A 17,795-nucleotide genomic window follows, 5' to 3' on the forward strand; every position below is an offset into this window, starting at 1 on the left:
TGAGGTTAGGCGGGGCCCGGCGGCCCGACAAGAGGTCTCGACCACCTCAACCACTCCGTGACCGACGAAAGCACCCTGCGCAACGCGAAAGCCGCCCCGAACCGGCCGACACGGCCCCGGGCACGCCGCACCGCCCCCGACCCGACCCCCGGAACCGGGAGAAACGGAACGGCCCCCGTCGTACGCACCGAAGTACGTACGACGGGGGCCGTCCCCGACGTCAGGACCGCTTACTTGTCCTTGCCGCCCTTGTCCTTGTCGCCACCGCCGGCGCCCATGGAGTCGTAGATCTCCTTGCACATCGGACAGACCGGGTACTTCTTGGGGTCGCGCCCCGGTACCCAGACCTTTCCGCACAGCGCCACGACGGGGGTGCCGTCGAGGGCGCTCGCCATGATCTTGTCCTTCTGGACGTAATGGGCGTAGCGCTCGTGGTCGCCGTCACCGTGGGACACCTGCGGCGTCGGCTCGACGAGGGTTCCCGTACCTGCCCCGCGCTCGGGCTCGAGAGTGCTCATAACCGCCAAGGGTACTGAAAGCCGGGGGCTCAGTTGAGGGACGGGTCGTCCGGGTAGGTCGCGATCATCGCGAGCTCGCCGCGCTGGCGGCGCAGCACCTGGCGCCAGAGCGTCTCGGGCTGCGGCGAGGAGACGTCGCCGGGCTCGGACTCGACCACGTACCAGGCGCCGTCGCCGAGCTCGGACTCCAGCTGGCCGGGGCCCCAGCCGGCGTATCCCGCGAAGATCCGGAGGGAGCCGAGCGCCGGGCCGAGCAGTTCGGGCGGGGCCTCCAGGTCGACCAGGCCGATCGCGCCGTAGACCCGCCGCCAGCCGAGGGGGCCCTCGTCGCCGGGGATGACGGCGACGCCGAGGGCCGCGTCGAGGGAGACGGGGCCGCCCTGGAAGACGACGCCGGGTTCGCCGGCGAGTCCGGCCCAGGGGGCGAGGATGTCGGAGACGGTGACCGGGGTCGGCCGGTTGAGGACCACGCCGAGTGAGCCCTCGTCGTCGTGATCGAGCAGCAGGACCACCGCGCGGTCGAAGTTCGGGTCCGCCAGCGCGGGGGTGGCCACGAGCAGTCGGCCTGTGAGCGAGGACACCTCGGTCATGCGACACATGATCCCGCATGTTCGGCGTTCGTGGGGGTTGTCGGGCGGGATACGGGGAAGGCGGCGCCCGCGACGGTCCTGAGCCGCAGGTCGGACGGGACGGGCGGGGAGCCTCGGGGCGCCCCGCCGGAACAAGCGGACGGTGACACTCCGCAAGATCACGGGAACAGAGGGTGTTGTGCCGAATTCATTACATCTGACAGACCCCCCGACACACCCGATCGGGGTCTCATGGCCCCTTACCCTTTTCACTGGCCACCCGACCGACCCCACTCCGGAACGCGAGATTCATGACCGGCACAGACGATGTCCTGCTTGTCCACGGCGGAACCCCGCTGGAGGGTGAGATCCGCGTCCGCGGCGCGAAGAACCTCGTGCCCAAGGCGATGGTCGCCGCCCTGCTCGGCAGCGGCCCCAGCCGCCTGCGCAATGTGCCCGACATCCGTGACGTCCGCGTGGTCCGCGGACTGCTCCAGCTGCACGGAGTGACGGTCCGCCCGGGCGAGGAGCCCGGTGAGCTCGTCCTCGACCCGACGCACGTCGAGTCGGCCAACGTGGCTGACATCGATGCCCACGCCGGTTCGTCGCGCATCCCGATCCTCTTCTGCGGCCCGCTGCTGCACCGCCTCGGCCACGCCTTCATCCCGGGCCTCGGCGGCTGCGACATCGGCGGCCGGCCCATCGACTTCCACTTCGACGTGCTGCGCCAGTTCGGTGCCACCATCGAGAAGCGGGAGGGCGGCCAGTACCTGGAGGCGCCGCAGCGTCTTCGCGGTTGCAAGATCCGGCTGCCGTACCCGTCGGTCGGCTCGACCGAGCAGGTGCTGCTCACGGCGGTGCTCGCCGAGGGCGTCACCGAGCTGTCGAACGCGGCCGTGGAGCCCGAGATCGAGGACCTGATCTGCGTCCTGCAGAAAATGGGCGCGATCATCTCCATGGACACCGACCGGACCATCCGGATCACCGGTGTCGACCGTCTCGACGGCTACACCCACCGGGCGCTCCCGGACCGCCTGGAGGCGGCCTCCTGGGCGTCGGCGGCGCTGGCGACCGAGGGCAACATCTACGTGCGCGGCGCCCAGCAGCGCTCGATGATGACCTTCCTCAACACGTACCGGAAGGTCGGCGGCGCCTTCGAGATCGACGACGAGGGCATCCGCTTCTGGCACCCGGGCGGCTCGCTCAACGCGATCGCCCTGGAGACGGACGTGCACCCCGGCTTCCAGACGGACTGGCAGCAGCCGCTGGTCGTGGCCCTGACGCAGGCATCGGGCCTCTCCATCGTCCACGAGACGGTGTACGAGTCCCGGCTCGGCTTCACGTCCGCGCTGAACCAGATGGGCGCGCACATCCAGCTGTACCCCGAGTGCCTCGGCGGCTCCGACTGCCGCTTCGGCCAGCGGAACTTCCTGCACTCGGCGGTCGTGTCCGGCCCGACGAAGCTCCAGGGCGCCGATCTGGTCATCCCCGACCTGCGCGGCGGCTTCTCGTACCTGATCGCGGCGCTCGCGGCGCAGGGCACCTCCCGGGTGCACGGCATCGAGCTGATCAACCGCGGCTACGAGAACTTCATGGAGAAGCTCGTCGAGCTCGGCGCCAAGGTCGAGCTCCCCGGCAGCGCGCTGGTGTAAGGCGTCACGGGCCCGCAAGGGCCCGTACAGGCGCGAACGAAAGGGCGGCCACCCCCTGACAGGGTGGCCGCCCTTTCTGCGCCTACAGGCTGCCTTGCTTGCGCTCGGCTGCCTTACTTGCCCTTGGCGGCTTCCTTGAGCTTCGAGCCCGCGGAGACCTTCACGCTGTAGCCGGCCGGGATGTTGATCGGGTCGCCGGTCTGCGGGTTACGAGCGGTGCGAGCGGCACGGTGGGTGCGCTCGAAGGTCAGGAAGCCGGGGATGGTGACCTTCTCGTCGCCCTTGGCGACGACCTCACCGACGGTCTCGGCGAGAGCGGCCAGCACGGCGTCGGCGTCCTTGCGGGTCACCTCGGCGCGGTCGGCCAGGGCGGCCACCAGCTCACTGCGGTTCATGTTGTTACTCCCGTGTTCTTCTTGCCTGTGAGGCGTGCCACGCGGCGGAAGCCGCGTGATTGGGTACAGCGAAGCCGATGCTGCCAGGGCCTTCGGACAGTCCCCGGACCCGGGTCTAATGACAGACCCTCGCGCCCAAACACGCATCCTGCCCCTACCAGCGGCGGGAACGCCAATCCGGCACCCCCTGGGGTCACACGAAAAGCGCCAGTGCCCCGCCGTGGTGACGTTCTGTCGACTCCCGCCGACTCCACGAAAGCCACGCGGAGCCGAAAAGCCACCCTAAAGGCGGGTTTACGGCTCCGCGAATCGCGACGCGCCGTCAGCGCCCGCTCGACGCACCGCCCGCGCCCGCCGCCTTCGCCGCGGTGCGCACCGCGCCGGCGACCGCACCGGCCACCTTGTCGTTGAAGACCGACGGGATGATGTAGTTCGGGTTGAGCTCGTCCTCGGTGACGACGTCGGCGAGGGCCGAGGCGGCCGCCAGCATCATCTCCGTGTTGACCGTGCGGGACTGGGCGTCCAGCAGACCGCGGAAGACGCCCGGGAAGACCAGCACGTTGTTGATCTGGTTGGGGAAGTCCGAACGGCCGGTGGCGACGACGGCGGCCGTCTGGCGCGCGGCGGCCGGGTCGACCTCCGGGTCGGGGTTCGCGAGCGCGAACACGATGGCGCCCTCCGCCATGGCGGCGACGTCGTCCGCACCCAGCAGGTTCGGGGCCGAGACGCCGATGAAGACGTCCGCGCCGACGACGGCCTCCTTGAGGGTGCCGGTGACACCCTCGGGGTTGGTGTTGTCGGCGATCCAGCGCAGCGGCGAGTCGGCCGGGGCGTCCACCAGGTCGGGGCGGTCCGCGTGCACGACGCCCTGGATGTCGGCGACGACGGCGTGCTTCACGCCCGCCGCGATCAGCAGCTTCAGGATGGCCGTACCGGCCGCGCCGGCACCGGACATGACGACCCGTACGTCGCCGATGCCCTTGCCCACCACGCGCAGCGCGTTGGTGAGGGCGGCCAGGACGACGATGGCGGTGCCGTGCTGGTCGTCGTGGAAGACGGGGATGTCGAGGGCCTCGCGCAGCCGGGCCTCGATCTCGAAGCAGCGCGGCGCGGAGATGTCCTCCAGGTTGATGCCCGCGAAGCCGGGGGCGATCGCCTTGACGATCGCGACGATCTCGTCGGTGTCCTGGGTGTCGAGGCAGATCGGCCAGGCGTCGATGCCCGCGAAGCGCTTGAAGAGGGCCGCCTTGCCCTCCATGACGGGCAGGGAGGCCATCGGGCCGATGTTGCCGAGGCCGAGGACGGCGGAGCCGTCGGTGACGACCGCGACCGAGTTGCGCTTGATGGTGAGGCGGCGGGCGTCCTCGGGGTTCTCGGCGATCGCCATGCACACGCGGGCGACACCCGGCGTGTAGATCATGGAGAGGTCGTCACGGTTGCGGATGGGGTGCTTGGACGCCATCTCGATCTTGCCGCCGAGGTGCATCAGGAACGTACGGTCGGAGACCTTGCCGAGGACGACGCCCTCGATGGTCCGCAGCTGCTCGACGATCTCGTCGGCGTGCGCCGTGGAGGTCGCGGCGATGGTGACGTCGATGCGGAGCTTCTCGTGGCCGGAGGCGGTCACGTCGAGGCCGGTGACGGACCCGCCGTGGGACTCCACCGCCGTGGTGAGCTGGGAGACCGCGGTTCCGCTCGCGGGAACCTCCAGCCGGACCGTCATCGAGTACGAGACGCTGGGCGCCGTTGCCATGGCCGACTTCCTCTGCTTTCCCTGAGCTTCGTTGCTACGCCGCCCCGGCTGGTTGCCTGGCGGCGCCCTCCGATGGTCGCACCTACCTGCCGGTAGCAGGTAATGCGGTCATTTTGTTTTCGGAAAGTAGTTTCCACCATACGAGAGACGCTGGGGAAACAGAAGAGGCCCCGGTCACCAGAGGTGACCGGGGCCTCAACTTCGTACATACATCTAAGCGGCACCGACCCGCCATGCTCGCCTCGCGGCAAGTGGTCCCTCAAAGGGACGAAGGTTGGGCCCGGGGGCTTGGATCGAGCCGGTGCCACGACAAGGCTAACAAACCACCCTGCCCGGCGATTCCAGCGCCACAGGTTGACCTGAAATCGGTCCCGCGGCCTTGACCGGCCGCGGGAACCGCACCGGCCGGCTCAGTCCCGCAGCAGATCCGGCACGCCGTCCTCGTCCGGCATGTCACCCGCCCCCGCGACAACCGTGAGCTGCTGCGTCGCCCGGGTCAGGGCCACGTAGAGAACCCGCAGGCCCGCCGGGGACTCGTCCGCGATCTCCGCGGGCGAGACGACCACCGTGGCGTCGTACTCCAGACCCTTCGCCTCCAGGGAGCCGAGCGCCACCACCCGGTCGCCCAGCTCCGCCAGCCAGCGGGCCGCCTCGGCGCGCCGGTTCATCGCGACGACGACACCGACCGTGCCCTCCACCCGCTCCAGGAGCAACCGCGCCTCGGACCGTACGGTTTCGGCCAGATCCGCCTTCGCCAAGGCCGATACGAAGCGGGGCTCGACACCCGTCGAGCGGACCGCGCGCGGCGACTCCTTGCCCGGCATGGCGAGGGCGAGGACCTTGGCGGCCAGCTCGGCGATCTCCGCCGGGTTCCGGTAGTTCACGGTCAGCTCGAAACGACGCCTCGGCCGGGTGCCGAGAGCCTCGTCCCGGGCCTCGGCGGCCTCGTCCGGGTCCGACCAGGACGACTGCGCCGGGTCGCCGACGACCGTCCAGGTGGCGTGCCTGCCGCGCCGCCCGACCATCCGCCACTGCATGGGCGTCAGGTCCTGCGCCTCGTCGACGATCACGTGCGCGTACTCGGTGCGCTCCGCCGCCAGCCGCTCGGCCCGCTCGCGCTGCGTCTCCTCCCGGACCGGCATCAGCTCCTCCAGACCCGTGAGCTGGTCCAGCGGGTCGTACTCCCGCTTCCTGCGGGGCCGCGCCGGCGCGCCGAGAAGCATGTGCAGCTCGTCGAGAAGCGCCACGTCGTGCACCGACAGCTCACGGCGGCGCAGCGAACGGGCCAGCCGCCGGACCTCGCCGGGGTTGAGGATGCGGCGGGCCCAACGGCCGAGCCGCCGCTCGTCGGCCATCGCGTCGAGGACCTGGCGCGGGGTGAGCTCCGGCCACCAGGCGTTCAGGAAGGCCAGGAAGGAGTCCTCGGTCGAGACGTCCTCGTCGAAGGAGGAACGCAGCTCGGCGGCGAGCTCCGGGTCGCTGTGCCGGCCCGACGCCCCGGACTTCGAGTACAGCGCGTCGAGGAGCAGCCGACGGGCCCGCGGGCGCAGCAGGTTCACCGGGGCGGTACCGCCCAGGACGTTGTGGCGGATGCGGCGCAGGTCGTCCGCCTCCAGCTCGATGCGGCGGCCGAAGGCGACGACACGCAGGCGCGTGGGCGTGCCGGCGGGCACCGCGGCCTCGTCCTCCCCCAGCTCGGGCTGGTTCCTCGGAGCCGGGGTCTCCAGGGCGCCGCGGGCCGCCTTGCGCAGCACGTGGAGCATGCGGGACGAACCCTTGATCCGGGCGACGGCCGGATCGTCGTACGCGGTGGCCTCGGCACCGTCGACGAGGCTGCCGACGGCACGGATCGCCACCTGCCCCTCCTCGCCCAGCGACGGCAGGACGCCCTCGGTGTACGAGACGAGCAGCGGGGTCGGCGAGACGATCAGGATGCCGCCCGCGTACCGCCGCCGGTCCTGGTAGAGCAGGTACGCGGCCCGGTGCAGCGCCACGGCGGTCTTGCCGGTGCCGGGGCCGCCCTCCACGTACGTCACCGAGGCGGCGGGCGCCCGGATGACGAGGTCCTGCTCCGCCTGGATGGACGAGACGATGTCCCGCATCGTGTGACTGCGCGCCTGGCCGAGCGCGGCCATCAGGGCGCCGTCGCCGATGACGGGCAGCTCACGCCCGTCGAGCGTGGCCCGCAGCTCCGGACGCATCAGGTCGTCCTCCACCCCGAGGACCTGGCGGCCCTTGGAACGGATGACCCGGCGGCGCACGACCCGGCCCGGGTCGACCGGCGTCGACCGGTAGAACGGCGCGGCCGCGGGGGCGCGCCAGTCGATGACCAGCGGCGCGTAGTCCGAGTCGAGGACCCCGATACGGCCGATGTGGAGGGTCTCGCCGATCTCGGCCGTGTTGTCGCCGCGTACGGCGTCCTCCGCCGGCTCGACGGAGGTGTACGCGCCATCCGGGCCCTTCTTGCCGTCCTTCCCGTACAACAGGTCGATCCGCCCGAAGAGGAAGTCCTCGAACTCGTTGTTGAGCCGGTTGAGGTGAATGCCGGCGCGGAACACCTGGGCATCGCGCTCGGCGAGGGCGCCGGGCGTGCCGACCTGACCCCGCTGGGCGGCGTCGTTCATCAGGAACTCCGCCTCGTGGATCTTCTCCTCGAGACGGCGGTAGACCTGATCCAGATGTTCCTGCTCGACACCGATCTCACGGTCTCTGACCGTGTCCACGGCTTCCTGCGCGGCCACCTAAGGCCCCCTTCTCACGTGCACTGGGCAGCCGTCGAGCGTACGCCACCACCACCCCCCCTGTCAGTCCACCCCACCACGCCCCTCCCCACCCCCCTCGCCCCCACGGTCCCCCGGCCGCCCGCACCCGCCTCCCCACGTCCCCGCGCGCCGCTCCGTACGGACCCGCGCCGCCCGCGCCCCCGCGTACACCCGCCGCCCGCACCGCCGTCCGCGTGCCCGCACCGACCGCGCCCCACTCCGCGCCGGCCGCACCCCTCCGTGAACCAGCGCACCCGGCACCTCCGCCCGCGCGTGTCCCCGGCCCCGCCCCGCAGGTGCCCGCGCGCCGGCCGGCCGGCCACCCTCCGTGTGGGCACGGGACGGCGCCCCGCGCCACGACCGGGGCGCGCGCCTACTGGCCGAGCCCCCGCCTCCGTGTGGGCAATCGTCCCGCGGGGCGGGACGGGTGGGCACACGGGACGGCGCCCTCAGCGGCGCCTCCGCCCCCTGCGCCTGGACCCGCACCGACAGCGCGACGCGCAACAGGTGCGGGTTCGGGCGCGGAAGCCTAGGCCCGGCAACGGGCACCGTTCCGTTGTGCCCACCCGTTCCGCCCCAGCGGAACAGTTGCCCACAACGTGAGCGGCGGCCCCGGCCGGACGGATTCACACGAAGGAGGCCGGGGGAGGGCCCCGGGGCATGGCCCGCATGGGGCGTGAGGGCCATGCGGGCGCGGGATCACGCCAGGGGGAAGCCCCCGGGGCGCGGGGCCCACCCCCAGGCCCAGGGGTGCGGGCTCGTGAGGGAGGGGCTGGTTAGTCGGTGTATTTGGCGGTGGCCGAGGGGTCGAGGGCAAGCCGGTAGCCGCGCTTGACGACCGTCTGGATCAGCTTGGGCGTGCCGAGCGCGGCCCGCAGCCGCGCCATCGCCGTCTCGACGGCGTGCTCGTCGCGCCCGGCCCCGGGCAGCGCCCGGAGGAGTTCGGCGCGGGAGACGACCCAGCCGGGCCGTCGGGCGAGGAGGCCGAGGAGGGCCATGCCGGCGGGCGGGACGGGGCGGAGGGCCCCGTCGACGAGGACGGCGTGGCCGCGGACCTCGACGCGGTGTCCGGCGACGGGCAGGGCCTGGGAGCGGCCGGGGAGTTCCCGGCAGAGCAGTTGGACGAGCGGCCCGAGCCGGAACCGCTCGGGCTGGTAGGTGTCGATGCCCTCGGCCTGGAGCGGGAGCGCCGTCACGGGGCCCACGCAGACGGCGAGCACGTCGTGGCGGAGCGCCGCGACGAGTTCGTCCCGTACGCCCTTGCCCTGGGCGCGGGAGAGCAGGGAGACGGCGGCCGGTGCGCTGGTGAAGGTGACGGCGTCGAGGGTGCGGGCGAGGGCGGCGTCGAGGAGCCGGTCCAGGGGGCCGGTGTCCTCGGGTGCCATCCAGCGGTAGACGGGGACGCCGACGACTTCGGCGCCGCCCGCCGTGAGTGCCTCGACGAAGCCCGGGAGCGGCTCCCCGTGGAGCTGGAGGGCGATGCGGCGGCCCGCGACGCCTTCACCGAGGAGCCGGTCGAGGACTTCGGCCATGGATTCCGAGGTGGGCGACCAGGATTCGGTGAGTCCGGCGGCCCGTACGGCTCCCTTGACCTTGGGGCCGCGGGCGAGGAGTTCGACGTCGCGGAGGACGGTGAGGAGTTCTTCCCCGTACCCCCAGCCTTCGGCTGCCTCGACCCAGCCCCGGAAGCCGATCGCGGTGGTGGCGACGACGACGTCCGGGGTGTTGCCGATGATCTCCTTGGTGGCGGCGAGGAGTTCGGTGTCGTCCGCGAGGGGCACGATCCGCAGTGCGGGTCCGTGGACGACGGCCGCGCCGCGCCTGCGGAGAAGCGCGATGAGTTCGTCCGCGCGCCGCGCCGCGGTGACGCCGACGGTGAAGCCGGCGAGGGGGCCGTGTTCTTGCTCGTCCATGAGGCCCGAGCCTGACGGGGACGCGTGACGGACGCGGTTCGCGCGTATTTCCTGGTCGTTACGGTCCGCGCCGGGCATCGGGGTTCACACCTTCGCGTAGCCGGGCCGGGTCTCCGGGTCCGTGACGGCTTCGGCGGTCTCGGGGACGGCCGAGGGGTTGCGAAGGTATACCGCCCAGGTGACGGTCATGCAGGCCGCGTAGAAGGCGAGGAAGGCGACGAAGGCTCCGGTGCCGGTGCCGGCGGTCTGGAAGGACTGGCGGAAGGCGAGGTTGATGCCGAGTCCGCCGAGGGCGCCGACGGCGCCGATGAGGCCCATGGAGGCCCCGGAGAGGCGGCGTCCGTAGGCGGCGGCGGGTTCGCCGGTGAGGCCCTTGCGGTGGCCTTGGGCGAGGAAGATCGCCGGGATCATCTTGTAGGTGGAGCCGTTGCCGAGGCCGCTGAGGACGAAGAGCCCGATGAAGCCGATGAGGAAGACGGCGAGGGATTCGACGACGGAGGCGTAGATCACCACGGCGGTCGCGGCGGCCATGGCGGCGAAGGTCCACAGGGTGATGCGGGCGCCGCCGTGGCGGTCGGCGAGGGAGCCGCCGACGGGCCGGATGAGGGAGCCGAGGAGGGGGCCGATGAAGGTGAGGGAGGCGGCCTGGAGCGGGGTGCGGCCGAACTGGGTCTGGAGGACGAGGCCGAAGGCGAAGCTGTAGCCGATGAAGGAGCCGAAGGTGCCGACGTACAGGAAGGCCATGATCCAGGTGTGGCGGGCGGTCACGGCTTCCTTGACGGCGCCGGTGTCGTTCTTGACGGGGGCGAGGTTGTCCATGAAGAGCGCGGAGCAGACGGCGGCGATGACGATCAGGGGCAGGTAGACGCCGAGCACGATCCGGGGGTGGAGGGCGCCGGCGGTGCCGATGACGAGGAGGCCGATGAGCTGGACGACGGGGACGCCGATGTTGCCGCCACCCGCGTTGAGGCCGAGTGCCCAGCCTTTTTTGCGCAGGGGGAAGAAGGCGTTGATGTTGGTCATCGAGGAGGCGAAGTTGCCGCCGCCGACGCCGGTGAGCGCCGCGACCAGGACGAAGGTGGTGTACGAGGTGCCGGGCTCCATGACCGCGAAGGCGAAGCCGGTGGGGAGCAGGAGCAGCAGGGCGCTGAAGATCGTCCAGTTGCGGCCGCCGAACCGGGCGACGGAGAAGGTGTACGGGATGCGGATCAGCGCGCCGACGAAGGTCGCGGTGCCGATCAGGAAGAACTTGCCGGCCGGGTCGATGCCGTACTGCGGTCCCATGAAGAGCACCATGACGGACCAGAGGCTCCAGATGGAGAAGCCGATGTGCTCGGAGAACACGGAGAAGAGCAGGTTCCGCCGGGCGATCCGCTCTCCCTTCTCGCGCCAGAAGGTCTCGTCCTCCGGCTCCCACTGTTCGATCCAACGGCCGCCCATGTCGTACCTCCGCGGGTGTCGGGTCCTGGGGCGTCCACAGCCCCGGTCCTCCTGTCGCCGACGCTAGGGAGGCCGCGTTTCAGGCCGGTGCCGCGAGGTGACGGGTGCGGAACCTTGCTCTCACCCGGAGTGCGGGGGGCCTGTGAGCGCCCCCGCATTCTGGGCCCGCCCCGCTTCGGGCCCGCTCAAGCCGTGCTCGACCCGGCCGGCCCGCGCGGCCCGTACCGCCCGCTCACGCCGTGCTCGACCCGACCGCCCCGCGCGGTCCCGGCAGGCCCGGTTCGTCGGCGGGGAGCCAGGAGCCGGTGGGGCGGGCCTGCCAGCCCTCCCGGGCGCCGATCTCCGCGGCGGCGGTGCGCAGGGCGTCGAGACCGGGATGGCGCAGCCCCTTGCGCCACACCAGGCTCACGGGTGACAGGGGGACGGGGTCGACGAGCGGCCGCAGGACGCAGTCCGGCATGGGCGGGAAGTCGACGACGGCGAGGACCGGGTGGCGGTGCTTGGCCATGATGCGGCGGAACTCCTCGTGGCCGATCGCGAGCGGCGCGGGCGGGGAGACCTCGATGCCGCGCCCGGCGAAGAGCCGGGTGGCGAGGTCGGTCCACTCGGGCGTCCGGTCGTTGCCCGCGCCCGCGTAGACCCGCTCGCCGGCGAGGCGGGCGAGCGGCACCTCGGGCAGGGCGGCGAGGGCGTGGTCCTCGGGGAGGAGGACGGCCATCCGCTCGTACCGGACGAACTGGGCGTCGAGCCGCGTCCTGAGTCCGGCGTCGAGGCCCCCGTACCGTCCGAAGGAGGTGTCGAGCCGCCCGGCGAGGATCTCCCGCGCGGCGCCGGTGAGGCCGCTCTCGAAGCGGGCCATCAGCTCCTGCTCGGGGGCGAGTTCGCGGGCGCGGCGCAGGATGCGCTCCTGGACGAGGCCGGGGGTGTTGAGGTCGACGAGGAGGGGGCGGTGCGCGGCCCGGAAGGCATCGAGGAGTTCGTCGTGGGCGGCGGACACCCGCCGCGCGTACGGGAGGAGACGCTCGCCCTCGGGGGTCAGGGCGACCTGTCGGGTGGTCCGTACGAACAGCTCGACGCCCGACTCGCGTTCCAGGCGCCGGATGTCGCGGCTGAGGGCCTGCTGGGCGACGTGGAGGCGGGCGGCGGCGCGGGTGAAGTGCAGCTCCTCGGCGACGGCGGTGAAGGCGCGCAGCAGCCGGGGGTCGATGTCGTGCGAGGGTGCCATCGGCGCATTCAACAACACAGGTGCGTGAATGGCCACCGATCAGGTGTTGGACCCCTCGGGCCCGCCCCCGCGAGGCTTGTCCCATGCCGCAACCGGACCTCACCCTCACCCCGGCGGGCCCGGCCCTCGCGCCCCGCTACCGCGCCACGACCGCGCCACGCGAGCGGCGCGGCCCGTACCTCCTGCTCTTCGCCGTCCCGGGGACCCGTGCCTTCACCGCGGGGAACCTGGTCGCCCGGCTGCCCGCGGGGATGTTCGGCATCAGCGCGGTGATCATGATCGCGGGCGGCTACGGCTCGTACGCCCTGGCCGGCGCGGTCACCGCCGCGGGCCTGGCGGCCGGGGCGCTGACCGGCCCCTGGATCGCCCGGCTCGTCGACCGGTACGGGCAGGCCCGGATCGCGGTCCCGGCCACCGTCCACGCGGTCCTGGGCCGGCTGGTCCTGGTCGTCTGCGTCCACGAGAGGGCGCCCGCCTGGACGCTCTTCCTCGTCACGGCCCTCACCGCCACGCTGCCGAACACGGGCGGGATGTCCCGGGCCCGCTGGGCCCACCTCCTGCGGGGCGACGCGGACTCCCTGCACACCGCCAACGCCTTCGAACAGGCCGCCGACGAGCTGTGCTTCATGCTCGGCCCGGTCCTGGCGGTGTTCCTCTGCTCGGCTTTCTTCCCGGAGGCGGGCACCCTCGTCGCCGCCGCCCTGAACCTCGCCGGGATCCTGCTGTTCGCCGCCCAGCGCGCGACCGAACCGCCGGTCTCCCCGCGGACCTCCCACGGCTCGCCGCTGCGCGCCCCCGGCATGGCGCCGCTTCTCGCGGTCTTCCTCGCGACCGGGGCGGTCTTCGGCTCGATGGAGGTGGTGGCCCTCGCGTACGTGGACGGCCCCGTCGCGGGCCCCGTCCTCGCCCTCCAGGCCGCCGGCTCCTGCGCGGCGGGCCTCCTCTACGGCCGTGCCCGCCGGACCGTCCGGCTGCGCACCTGTCTGGCCGCGATGACCCTCCTGATGACGATGCCGCTGCTCGCGGCCACGACCGGCTCGCTCCTCGCGCTGGCCGCCGGTCTCCTGGTGGCGGGCATGGCCACCGCCCCGACGATGGTCACGGGCATGGCGCTGGTCCAGCGCCTCACCCCGGAGCCGCAGCTCAACGAGGGGATGACGCTCGCCGTCACCGCCCTCCTGGCCGGTATCTCGGCCGGCTCCGCCGCCGGTGGCTGGGCCGCCGACCACGCCCCCTTCCCCGCGTTCGGCTTCCTCATCCCGGCGGCCGCCGCGGCCCTGGCCCTCGTCCTGTGCGCGGCGACCGGCGTGGGCCGGCCCCGTGTCGGGGCACGGGCACGGCCATGACGTCCGGGCATGACAAAGGCCCGGCAGTCGTGACGACTGCCGGGCCTCTGCCCACATGGGATGAGTGGAGATGGCGGGAATCGAACCCGCGTCCAACGGTGCGGAATCAGGGCTTCTCCGTGTGCAGTCTGGTACGAGTTTCTCAGCCCTCCGGATCACCCAGACAAGTCCGGAACGGGCTCAGCCACTGTTTGATTTCCCTCCAACCCCCGTGACCGGGGCTGGAGGTTTAGATCCCTAAATGACGCCAGGATCCGGGTCGGGACCACCCCCGGGCTGACGCTCCTCACAGAGGCTTCTGTTCGTTACCTAAAATTAGGCAGCGAGGGCGAAGCGGGAGTTATCGCTCTTGGAGTTGGCGATTATTGGTTGCGACATATGGTTTACGAGATCATTGCCGCTTCCTCGACACGCTTCCCACTGCTTCGACATCCGCTGTCGAAACCGATCATCCCCATGTTGTTTTTTCAAAAGGCGCACCCTCGCTGGGGTGCAGGTCCCATCGTACGTGACCGACGGGGGCCGTCGCCAGCGTATTACCGGCGCTAGGCGGTCTGGGCCGCCCGCTGCTTCCGCTTCGCCGCCGCGACGGCGCGGTTCGTCTCGCGCGTGTCCTGCTTCTCCCGCAGGGTCTGGCGCTTGTCGAACTCCTTCTTGCCCTTGGCGAGCGCGATCTCGCACTTCACCCGGCCGCCCAGGAAGTACAGGGCGAGGGGCACGATCGTGTGACCCGTCTCCTGCGCCTTCGACTCCAACTTGTCGATCTCGGCCCGGTGCAGCAGCAGCTTGCGCTTCCGCTTGGCCGAGTGGTTGGTCCAGCTCCCCTGCATGTACTCGGGGACGTGGATGTTGTGCAGCCACGCCTCGTGGTCGTCGATCTGGACGAATCCGTCCACCAGCGACGCCCGGCCCATCCGCAGTGACTTCACCTCGGTGCCCATGAGCACCACACCGCACTCGTAGGTGTCGATGATGTGGTAGTCGTGGCGCGCCTTCTTGTTCTGCGCGATCAGCTTGCGCTCGGGCGCCTTGTCCGTCGTCTTCTTCGCAGGCTTGCCCTGCACGTTCACGAGTCCCTTTGCCATAGTGCGGTCATTTTCGCACTACGAGCCCCCTCCGAGGCCACTCAATACCGTCCGGGCCCGCTCCTCGGCCCGCTCCCCCGCCGCCAGGTCCGGCGTGATGCCGTTGCCGTCGACCGCGTGACCGGCCGGAGTGCGGTAGTGGCCGACGGTCAGCTCGGCGACGGAGCCGTCCGGCAGGGCGCTCGGCATCTGCACCGAGCCCTTGCCGAAGGTGCGCGAGCCGACCGTCACCGCCCGGCCCCGGTCCTGCAGGGCGCCGGTGAGAAGCTCGGCCGCGCTCATGGTGCCGCCGTCGATCAGCGCCACCAGGGGCCGGCCCGTGTCGCCGCCCCCCTCCGCGTACACGGCCCGCTCCTCGCCCTTCACGTCGTACGTGGCGACCAGCCCGCCGTCGAGGAAGGCCGAGGCGGCGACGGCGGCCTCCGCGACCAGCCCGCCCGCGTTGCCCCGCAGGTCCAGGAGGACCCCGGCGCCGGCCGGGGCGGCCCGTACCGCGTCACGCACGCGCGTGCCCGCGCCCTTGGTGAAGGCGGTCACCCGGATCAGCACGGTCCCGTCGTCGAAGCGGCGGACGGTGACCGGGTCCGTCGCGAGCCGCGCCCGGCGCAGGGTCTGCGCCCAGGCGGCGCGGCCCCGCTCCAGCCGGAGGACGACGGACGAGCCGGGCACGCCGTCGCCGCGCAGCAGGGAGACGACCTCGGAGACGGAGAGCCCCTCGACCGGACGCCCGTCGACGGCGACGAGCCGGTCCCCGGCCCGCAGCCCCGCCCGGGCCGCCGGGCCGCCGTCCTGCACGCGGGTCACCCGGACCCCCTTCGCGCCGGACCGGCCCGCGGACAGCCCGACCCCGGTGTAGGCGCCGTCGAGGGCCTGCTCGAACTCGGCGTACTCCTTCTTGTCGTACACCGCGCCCCAGCGGTCGCCGCTGCGGCTGACGAACTCCTCCGCGGCCTGCTTGCCCGACTTCCCGTCGGCCATGGCCGCGGCGGCGGCCCGGCTGAGCGCGGCGCTGTCGACGGTCGACGGGTCGGCGCCCGCCCGGGCCACGGGCCGCTCGGCCCCCGCACGCGCGGCCGTGGAATCCTGCCGCGGCAGCGAGCCGGTGGCGGCGGCCGTGGCCAGGACACCGGCGAAGACACACGTCAGAACGGCCCCACGGAGCACTCCGCGGGGCCGGATACAGAGGCGCTCGGTGCCGGCCGGCATGGCGCCCACTCTAGGACAAGGCGATGGCGCCGTACGGGCTTTGGCCGTACGACGCCATCGGCCGTCAGGGGTGTCTTCTCACACCTTGAGGTACTTGCGCAGCGCGACGAAGGCGGCCACGGCGGGCATGATGAGCCCGATGGCGATCACCAGCGGCAGCTTGGCGAGGACGGCGTCCCAGCCGATGAAGTTGACCAGCTGCATCTTGTCGGCGAGCGCGATGCCGTGGTCGATCAGGAAGTACCGGCCGACGAGCAGCAGGACGCAGGCGACGCCGCCGCCGAGGAGACCGGCGAAGGCGGCCTCCATGATGAACGGCATCTGGATGTAGAAGCTGGACGCTCCGACGAGCCGCATGATGCCGGTCTCGCGGCGGCGGCTGAAGGCCGAGACGCGGACGGTGTTGACGATCAGCATCAGCGCGATGATCAGCATCAGGCCCATGACGCCGAGGGCGGCGATGTTCATGCCGTTCATCAGGTCGAACAGGTTCTGCAGGATGTTCCGCTGGTCCTGGACCGACTCGACGCCGTCCCGGCCGGCGACGGCCGTGGCGACCACCTTGTACTTCTCCGGGTCCTTGAGCTTGACCCGGAACGACTCCTGCATCTGGTCCGGCGTGATGACGGAGGCGATGGCGGTGTCGCTGTACTGCTCCTTGTAGTGCTTGAACGCCTCGTCGGCCGACTCGTGGTGCACGGACTCGACGATGTCCATCTTCTTCAGATCGGCCTCGATCTGCTCCTTCTGCTGACCGGTGACCGCGCCCTTGGAGCACTTGGGCGCGGTGGCCGCGTCGGTCTTGTTGCAGAGGAAGATGGAGACGTTGACCTTGTCGTACCAGTAGTCCTTCATCGTGCTGACCTGCTCGCGCATGAGCAGCGCGCCGCCGAACAGGGCGAGCGAGAGGGCCACGGAGACGATGACCGCGAAGGTCATCGTCAGGTTGCGCCGGAGACCGACGCCGATCTCGGAAAGCACGAACTGAGCGCGCATGGGTCTGCTTTCTCCTACTCGCTACAGGCTCAGTGCTGGTATCCGTAGACGCCGCGCGCCTGGTCGCGGACGAGGCGGCCCTTTTCGAGCTCGATGACGCGCTTGCGCATCTGGTCGACGATGTTCTGGTCGTGGGTCGCCATGACGACGGTGGTCCCTGTCCTGTTGATCCGGTCGAGCAGCTTCATGATGCCGACGGAGGTCTGCGGGTCGAGGTTGCCGGTGGGCTCGTCGGCGATCAGCAGCATCGGGCGGTTGACGAACGCACGGGCGATCGCGACGCGCTGCTGCTCACCGCCCGAGAGCTCGCCGGGCATCCGGTCCTCCTTGCCGCCGAGCCCGACCAGGTCGAGCACCTGCGGTACGGCCTTGCGGATCTCGCCGCGCGGCTTGCCGATGACCTCCTGGGCGAAGGCCACGTTCTCGGCGACGGTCTTGTTGGGCAGCAGGCGGAAGTCCTGGAAGACGGTGCCCAGCTGGCGCCGCATCTGCGGCACCTTCCAGTTGGAGAGCCGGGCCAGGTCCTTGCCGAGGACGTGCACCTGGCCCTGGCTGGCGCGCTCCTCACGCAGGAGCAGTCGCAGGAAAGTCGACTTTCCGGAGCCGGAGGAACCGACGAGGAAGACGAACTCCCCCTTCTCGATCTCCAGGGAGACATCCCGGAGCGCGGGGCGGCTCTGCTTCGGATAGGACTTGGAGACGTTGTCGAATCGGATCACGGATGCACCACGGTCGGCCGGGAGTAGGTGTGCGTGACCTTACGCGACCAGGGAAGGCCCGCGCAGTCGCGGTCCTGGCTTGCGTGCTTTATCCTTTTCGCGCTCGCGGCGGAACGGGGACGAGGCTGTCGCACGACTTCCCCCGTCCGGGAGTCAAGAGCGATTCGATGTTCGGCTCGGGTCGTTGCGGGGATGGTGGAGCCTGGTTCGGTGGGG

Annotated in this window: 14 protein-coding genes and 1 other RNA gene; 2 read left to right on the forward strand and 13 right to left on the reverse strand. The window is 71.5% G+C overall.

What is annotated here, in order from left to right; all coding sequences use genetic code 11:
* Positions 1 to 230: 230 nt before the first annotated feature.
* Together ACFVZH_RS34175 and ACFVZH_RS34180 are read right to left on the reverse strand one after the other, a co-directional pair.
* Positions 231 to 518, reverse strand: coding sequence for a DUF3039 domain-containing protein (locus ACFVZH_RS34175; protein ID WP_015033918.1), 288 nt, complete (start codon positions 516 to 518; stop codon positions 231 to 233).
* 29 nt (positions 519 to 547) lie between these two features.
* Positions 548 to 1,108, reverse strand: a complete 561-nt coding sequence (locus tag ACFVZH_RS34180) for a YqgE/AlgH family protein (protein WP_384903569.1) — start codon at positions 1,106 to 1,108, stop codon at positions 548 to 550.
* Between the two features lie 290 nt (positions 1,109 to 1,398).
* Here ACFVZH_RS34180 and murA point away from each other — a divergent pair, with 290 nt between their 5' ends.
* Positions 1,399 to 2,739: a UDP-N-acetylglucosamine 1-carboxyvinyltransferase gene (gene murA / locus ACFVZH_RS34185; protein ID WP_384903571.1), complete on the forward strand. Its 1,341-nt coding sequence runs from the start codon at positions 1,399 to 1,401 to the stop codon at positions 2,737 to 2,739.
* Between the two features lie 113 nt (positions 2,740 to 2,852).
* Here the strand turns inward: murA and ACFVZH_RS34190 are convergent, their stop codons facing one another.
* From ACFVZH_RS34190 to ACFVZH_RS34215, 6 genes are all read right to left on the reverse strand, one after another.
* Positions 2,853 to 3,134 carry an HU family DNA-binding protein gene (locus tag ACFVZH_RS34190; protein WP_017237029.1) on the reverse strand — a complete coding sequence of 94 codons (282 nt, stop codon included), beginning with the start codon at positions 3,132 to 3,134 and terminating at the stop codon, positions 2,853 to 2,855.
* A gap of 322 nt (positions 3,135 to 3,456) precedes the next feature.
* Entirely contained in the window at positions 3,457 to 4,887 is a 1,431-nt protein-coding gene (locus ACFVZH_RS34195; RefSeq protein WP_384903572.1) for an NAD-dependent malic enzyme, read from the reverse strand.
* Between the two features lie 410 nt (positions 4,888 to 5,297).
* Entirely contained in the window at positions 5,298 to 7,628 is a 2,331-nt protein-coding gene (locus ACFVZH_RS34200) for a HelD family protein (protein WP_384903574.1), read from the reverse strand.
* A gap of 797 nt (positions 7,629 to 8,425) precedes the next feature.
* Positions 8,426 to 9,562: a uroporphyrinogen-III synthase gene (locus ACFVZH_RS34205; protein ID WP_384903576.1), complete on the reverse strand. Its 1,137-nt coding sequence runs from the start codon at positions 9,560 to 9,562 to the stop codon at positions 8,426 to 8,428.
* An 84-nt stretch (positions 9,563 to 9,646) separates the two neighbouring features.
* Positions 9,647 to 11,002, reverse strand: a complete 1,356-nt coding sequence (locus tag ACFVZH_RS34210) for a nitrate/nitrite transporter (RefSeq protein ID WP_384903578.1) — start codon at positions 11,000 to 11,002, stop codon at positions 9,647 to 9,649.
* 232 nt (positions 11,003 to 11,234) lie between these two features.
* Positions 11,235 to 12,227 (reverse strand): LysR family transcriptional regulator, encoded by a 993-nt coding sequence (locus tag ACFVZH_RS34215; RefSeq protein WP_384903580.1) that lies wholly within the window; start codon positions 12,225 to 12,227, stop codon positions 11,235 to 11,237.
* A gap of 83 nt (positions 12,228 to 12,310) precedes the next feature.
* Between ACFVZH_RS34215 and ACFVZH_RS34220 the strand changes: the two genes are divergently transcribed.
* Positions 12,311 to 13,573 (forward strand): MFS transporter, encoded by a 1,263-nt coding sequence (locus tag ACFVZH_RS34220; protein ID WP_384903581.1) that lies wholly within the window; start codon positions 12,311 to 12,313, stop codon positions 13,571 to 13,573.
* Positions 13,574 to 13,635: 62 nt separating this feature from the next.
* Here ACFVZH_RS34220 and ssrA read toward each other — a convergent pair.
* From ssrA to ftsE, 5 genes are all read right to left on the reverse strand, one after another.
* Positions 13,636 to 14,029: a transfer-messenger RNA gene (gene ssrA, locus ACFVZH_RS34225) on the reverse strand.
* Between the two features lie 89 nt (positions 14,030 to 14,118).
* A complete protein-coding gene (gene smpB / locus ACFVZH_RS34230) occupies positions 14,119 to 14,658 on the reverse strand; it encodes an SsrA-binding protein SmpB (protein WP_384903583.1) in 540 nt (179 codons plus the stop codon).
* Between the two features lie 18 nt (positions 14,659 to 14,676).
* Entirely contained in the window at positions 14,677 to 15,864 is a 1,188-nt protein-coding gene (locus ACFVZH_RS34235) for a S41 family peptidase (RefSeq protein WP_384903585.1), read from the reverse strand.
* 78 nt (positions 15,865 to 15,942) lie between these two features.
* Positions 15,943 to 16,860, reverse strand: a complete 918-nt coding sequence (gene ftsX, locus ACFVZH_RS34240) for a permease-like cell division protein FtsX (protein WP_384903587.1) — start codon at positions 16,858 to 16,860, stop codon at positions 15,943 to 15,945.
* A 29-nt stretch (positions 16,861 to 16,889) separates the two neighbouring features.
* Positions 16,890 to 17,579 (reverse strand): cell division ATP-binding protein FtsE, encoded by a 690-nt coding sequence (gene ftsE / locus ACFVZH_RS34245; RefSeq protein WP_030692056.1) that lies wholly within the window; start codon positions 17,577 to 17,579, stop codon positions 16,890 to 16,892.
* Positions 17,580 to 17,795: the final 216 nt, after the last annotated feature.

Origin of the sequence: Streptomyces sp. NPDC059534, assembly GCF_042743475.1 — a bacterium.
Classification (GTDB): domain Bacteria; phylum Actinomycetota; class Actinomycetes; order Streptomycetales; family Streptomycetaceae; genus Streptomyces.